Raw genomic sequence first — 4775 nt, forward strand, 5'->3', positions numbered from 1 at the left:
CCGCCCGGTGCAACTGGCACTGGACGACCTGTTCAGCAGCGCCCGACAGCTGGCCAGTCAGCGGCCTGAACATTGGAATCAGGCCTTGCGAAAACACTTGTCACTGCCCTTTCGTGCCTTGCAGACAACGCTGCGTCCGCTGAAGGAGGATATCGCACGTCTGGAACGAATCAAGCAGAAAGAACAACGGCGCCGGGACCTTGAGACCATAGCCAATAGCATGCCCGGACTGTTGACGCCCATCACGTTAACATTCGGGCCTGAACTCCGTTGTGGTGATCGGGTAATCACGGTGACACCGGAAGCAACAGATCAGGACGTCATGACAGTTGTGCAAGCCATGCAGCAAGACATGCAGCAAGTCAGGGAGATCAGCCGCAATAGCGGCTCAACGGTAAAGCAAAAAAACCGGCATTTGGCTTACTCTTCCACATTTGGCGATATTGTGGCTTACACCCACTACAAGATCATCAGGTACTACCCGCAATATCCTTACAATGACAGCCAATATCGTCTCTCTTTTCTGGAGACCCGTCTGGATGAAGATGGCCGGTTGCGTAACTACCCCATCGACTGGACAAATGGCACGCTAACACCGTTGCCAGGATGGCCTGATGATAGCGTCTGGCGGACCGACCTTGGCGCAGATGAACTGCCCGGCAAGTTTACGCTGGTCCTGAATAACCAGTGGCAGCCCCTGCCTGCCCTGACGCCCAGAGACCAGCTCCGGGCACTGCGCTGTACCCCGAAAATACCCATTGAGCTGGCCCGAAGCGAGCTGACAGGGCAACTGTTAATCAAAAGTAAGGCATCCTCAGCGTCACCGGTAACGGTGGACTTTATCATTGCCCCCGGGCAAACCTATTTTACCCAACTGAGACCGGGCGAACGGCTGACATTACAGGAGGGATTGTGCAGTCAACGGCTTGAAGATCTCCTGTCAGAGACTATTTTTTGCTCCGAAACCAACACCTGCGAAGCCTATGCAGAGCTGCATGACATCGATGGGATCAGGGATATCCCGCAACGAATCAGGGCGTTGATGGGTTGGCTGGATACATTTTCCGATAGCAAAAATGTGGCCGGGCAAGATGAACAGCTGTTGCTGAATATGCTCAGGGAGAAACAGGGGGTTTGCCGACAAAAGGCGATGATCTTCCAGGTGCTCTGCCACTATTGGGGTATTCCAGCCCGGCAAGTAAGTAATCTCGGGCACCGTTTTGTTGAAATCAGCCCCGATGGCGGCCGCACCTGGCGACAATACCAACTCGGTGGTGGCGGACAGGCCATTGAAGGTATCACAGAACCCGACTGGGGGGATTATCATCGAACAGCCTGTTCTGAGCTGATGCCACCTGAGCTGATGCCACCTGAGGGGTATGCCTATTCCAACCAATTTAACGATTCATCGCAAAATCTCTATTATTTAATTAATGAGAATCTTGGTTATCTTGCAAACCAATTACTGTTAAACAAAAACGAATCAGCTGTGACTGAGGTTATGCACACTCTTGAAGATATCTACTCTGTGTTCCACAGAAAACCATTAGGCTCCAGCGTTGACAAAGATTTGCAGAGCAATTGGGGGGTACTATTATCGCCACAAATATTTCACCGGTTTGGTAACAACATAAATAAATGGAAAAGTATCATACAAAAAAGCGCCTGGCTTGTGTTAGAGAAGAGAGGCAATAACAATGCGACACATAATTTCATGCGTTTTCATATACAGATATTATATCGCCTGATACATGCACAAGAGCCTGATGTACACTATTTGAACTGGCTATGTGATCTTTACCAATCAGTGCCTGAATTTCTGAAATATGTATTATTGGCCATCTTACAAACGTTCTCTGAGTCCTGTGACTCCTGTCAGTTAAAAGACCAGGTAAAATTAATACTTATGTCTTATCCTCTAGAACCCGAAAAAACTGATATTGATGCTGATGAACAGAAAATTTACCAGGTAAGATTATCAAAGCTCTGCATAAACTTTATCCAAACGATGACCATGAGCCACTCACTTTTGGAGCGACTATCACAGCCTCGCATCCATCAACAACTTCACCACCAGCCTGTGGGCAATAGCATTATCATCCCTGAAAAGCTTATGTCCGGAGAGCCTGCTTTCCTGAGCGTATCAAAATCTACAAGTTACAAACCCATTATCTTCGACTGTACTTCCTTACCAGACCAAGAGGTAGACGACAAGATTGCTGGATCAATAAAATCCGGAGTAAGGTCAGGAATTATCGAAATATCCAAGAGTGAAAAGCATCAAGAGTTAAGCGTGATAATAAGAAGAATATTCTTTTATTGGCTGGCAGCGCATCACATAAATGATACAACTTCTCCCGTTTGGTTGAGTTGCTATTATAATAGCTATTCTAAGACAGTGCAGCCTTACATTGATAACAGCCTTACGCTTGATGACCTCAAAGTTGAGCCCATGGCCCGATTAAAATTACCCCCGGAACGTATAAAATACTGTTTTAATCAACCTTCTGCTGTTGTTCTTCAAAAGGATGATTTGCTTGTCCTTTTAGATGAGTTTCTTGCATTGATCGCAGATTAGGAAAATAGGGAGAAGGAAACATTAGTCATGCCGTTTTTTGGTTGTTGGGTAGGAATAAAAAAATCATAAACGAAAGTTCTAAATTATGAACAAATGTCGTAAGTCAGATTCCGGGAAACCCGGGTTCAACAGGGCAAGGGCTATCGAGCCATCAGCCAAACTATCCGAATAAACCAGAAATCCAAAAGCGCATTAGCAAACCACTCAACAATGACTGCTCGATAAATGTTCATGCGTTTGCAGTGGAAGGAACGTTCTTATTATTTTGTTGTCCATAATTTCCTGACACCGGCATTCATAAATCAGGTATGGATGATCAAATGGACAAAACAACCAATGAAGTTATCAATTATCATTCCTTTCCAAATCAAACAATAACCCACTCTTTACCACATCAGGTGGGAAACAAAAGGAAAATATCTGATTTTTCCAATGGACAGGCAAAGCTTCAGCAATCTTCAGCACATCGGTCAGTATTAATAGAACCTCAAAAAGTCCCAACGCCTGACTTAGGACAAAGGACGACAGCCGCCTGTCAAGTTACCTCTCACTTTCAAAGCGATCACTCCACCGCCCGCGCAACGGATCAGGAAGCGGCCCATCAGAGCCTGAGCACCGGTGAGTTCTTTTTTGCCAATACTCCGTTAACCCAACAGCGAATTATTGATCAATTACGCCATGAACAGCGTGCAACGTATTGCATTCGCGCGCTGGCTGATCTGGAAAAACACGGCCTGATGCAACAAACCTGGCTAGAGGGCGGCCAATTACAAAAAGCAGAAGGCCGACTGTTTACGGATGAGCCGATGACCCTGGTGTTTGACCTGACCTCCATGAAACCCGGTGATATCGCCAGCTTTAATGACCTCCTTCAGGTGGGCCCCAAGTGTAACGATAAACCACTGGGCGACCACATCCGGCGGGTATTTCTGGTCAACCACGGGATGCTGGTCGGAAGTAAGCCCGCCAACCCTGACCTCTGGCGCAGATTGGGGCAAATGCCGGAAAAGGCCTTATCAGAAGCCGACTGCTATATTGCTGATTCGGTGACCGATGAAACCTTGCTGGCCCAAAAAACCACAGAAGACATCCCGGCTCATGCCCCCCTCATCACCATCGACTTTGCTACTACTGACAATTGGTACCAACAACTGTTCGGTGGTATCACCCTCAATGATCGGGGTCGGCTGGTTTTTTCTGAAGGGGCCCTGGCCAACCTGAAAGAAAGCACCCACTTGGTGTTTAACAACGCACCATGGGACGACACTGGCTTCCAGACAGCCCTGGCAACGGCCATACGGGTTGGCGGATTCACCGCCAACCGGCAATGGGTCCGGCTGCCTGAGCAGATATCCCTGTCCGTAGCGCATATCTGTGCCACCGAACTTAATGCCCGGAAAGACCAGGCGATCAGCGACAGCACCGTTTTTTGTCCCCAAAGCCCGTTTGTGGTGATTAACGGCAGCTCAATCGAGTGTCTCAAAGGCCATGTGATGGTGGAGGGCACTGTCGTTGTGCAAACGGATATGCTCGCTAATCTGCTGCAAGGTTGCAGGCAACTGGTGCTTACTGGCGAGCTGGATGACAAACAGTGGTTATGGTTACTGTGCCAACTGGAGCAGTTACCGGCGAGTAAAAGACCACGTTTGTTTGCTAATTTGCCAACCGACCGGTTGCTCCCTGCAAGGGCTCCGGGAGTCTGCAACCCACACTGCGACACTTTCACCTATCAGATTAACCCCGGGGACACCCTGGAATCCCTGCAACAGGTCAACCTCACCAGCCAGAACTGTTTCACTTTTTCCCTGACCAACAGTCGACTGCTGGATGCCCTGGTCAATGGGACGCCAACGACCCTTTATGGTCTGGAGCGCAACCCGGAATTGGCTGCCAACCTGGAAACCCTGTTATTGCCCGCCCCTTACCTGTTTATTCATGGGCATAAGATGGATCTGCCAAAGGCACGGGTCACCTTCATGCCTCCCCCGGGGCGGCAAACCACCGGCTCAGCATTGATCAACGCCCTGCTCAACGTTTCCGACAGCCAACCACCCGCACCGGAAAACCCGGTCTACTCCCTGCTGATGTCTCTGCCCCAATCCTGTCAAAAGCGCTATCCGGACAGGCCGCCCTGGACCGGGGAGGATTTTCAGCTTCGGTTTGAGCAACAGGCCGAGGCAGAACGCCTGCTGGACGG

Annotated in this window: 2 protein-coding genes; both read left to right on the top strand. The window is 49.2% G+C overall.

Annotation, left to right across the window (positions count from 1 at the left end; all coding sequences use genetic code 11):
- Window positions 1–2578, top strand: a 2578-nt coding sequence (locus J7438_RS24575) for a transglutaminase domain-containing protein (protein ID WP_209278685.1), incomplete at its 5' end; no start/stop codon positions are given.
- 320 nt (window positions 2579–2898) lie between these two features.
- Window positions 2899–4775 (top strand): hypothetical protein (locus J7438_RS24580; protein WP_209278686.1); only part of this gene is annotated, 1877 nt, incomplete at its 3' end.

The organism is Thalassotalea sp. G20_0 (genome assembly GCF_017744175.1).
In the GTDB taxonomy this organism is placed as follows: domain Bacteria; phylum Pseudomonadota; class Gammaproteobacteria; order Pseudomonadales; family Endozoicomonadaceae; genus Endozoicomonas.